The 411-nt window shown below is 38.7% G+C and carries 1 protein-coding gene; it reads right to left on the reverse strand.

All coding sequences use genetic code 11. The features are described from left to right. Positions 1-232 precede the first annotated feature (232 nt). Entirely contained in the window at positions 233-391 is a 159-nt protein-coding gene (locus SAZ04_RS21730; RefSeq protein WP_431309045.1) for a hypothetical protein, read from the reverse strand. Positions 392-411 lie beyond the last annotated feature (20 nt).

Here is a 411-nt window from a genome sequence, read left to right on the forward strand (position 1 = left end):
TCATTTACCAATTCATAAGTTAATTTGAATGGCGGATTTTGCTCTTTGTAGTATTTGTAGATGTATCTATATGTATCTGGTTTTATTTCATCAAAATCAAGAATTACGTACGTATGGCAATGGTTCCTGTCCCCGCTACTTTAACGTACTGAGGGACAGGAACCCAATCCATGAACCTTACTTTTAATTTTTCGCAAGTTCATCATCGGATATTACCTGCCTTTTTCACATACTAAATTTCAACCTTCTCTCTCACCTCTTCTTCCTTCATCAATTGTTTCACCTTTTGATCAATTCTCTCAATCTCCATTGATGCATTTCTCCACCAGTTCCGGCTCCAGATGCGTTCAATGGTCCATCCTCGATTTTCAAGGAAGCGTTGGCGGTACACGTCTCGTTCTTTTGCATTTT

The organism is Halalkalibacter lacteus (assembly GCF_036663595.1).
Taxonomy (GTDB): domain Bacteria; phylum Bacillota; class Bacilli; order Bacillales; family Bacillaceae_D; genus Halalkalibacter; species Halalkalibacter lacteus.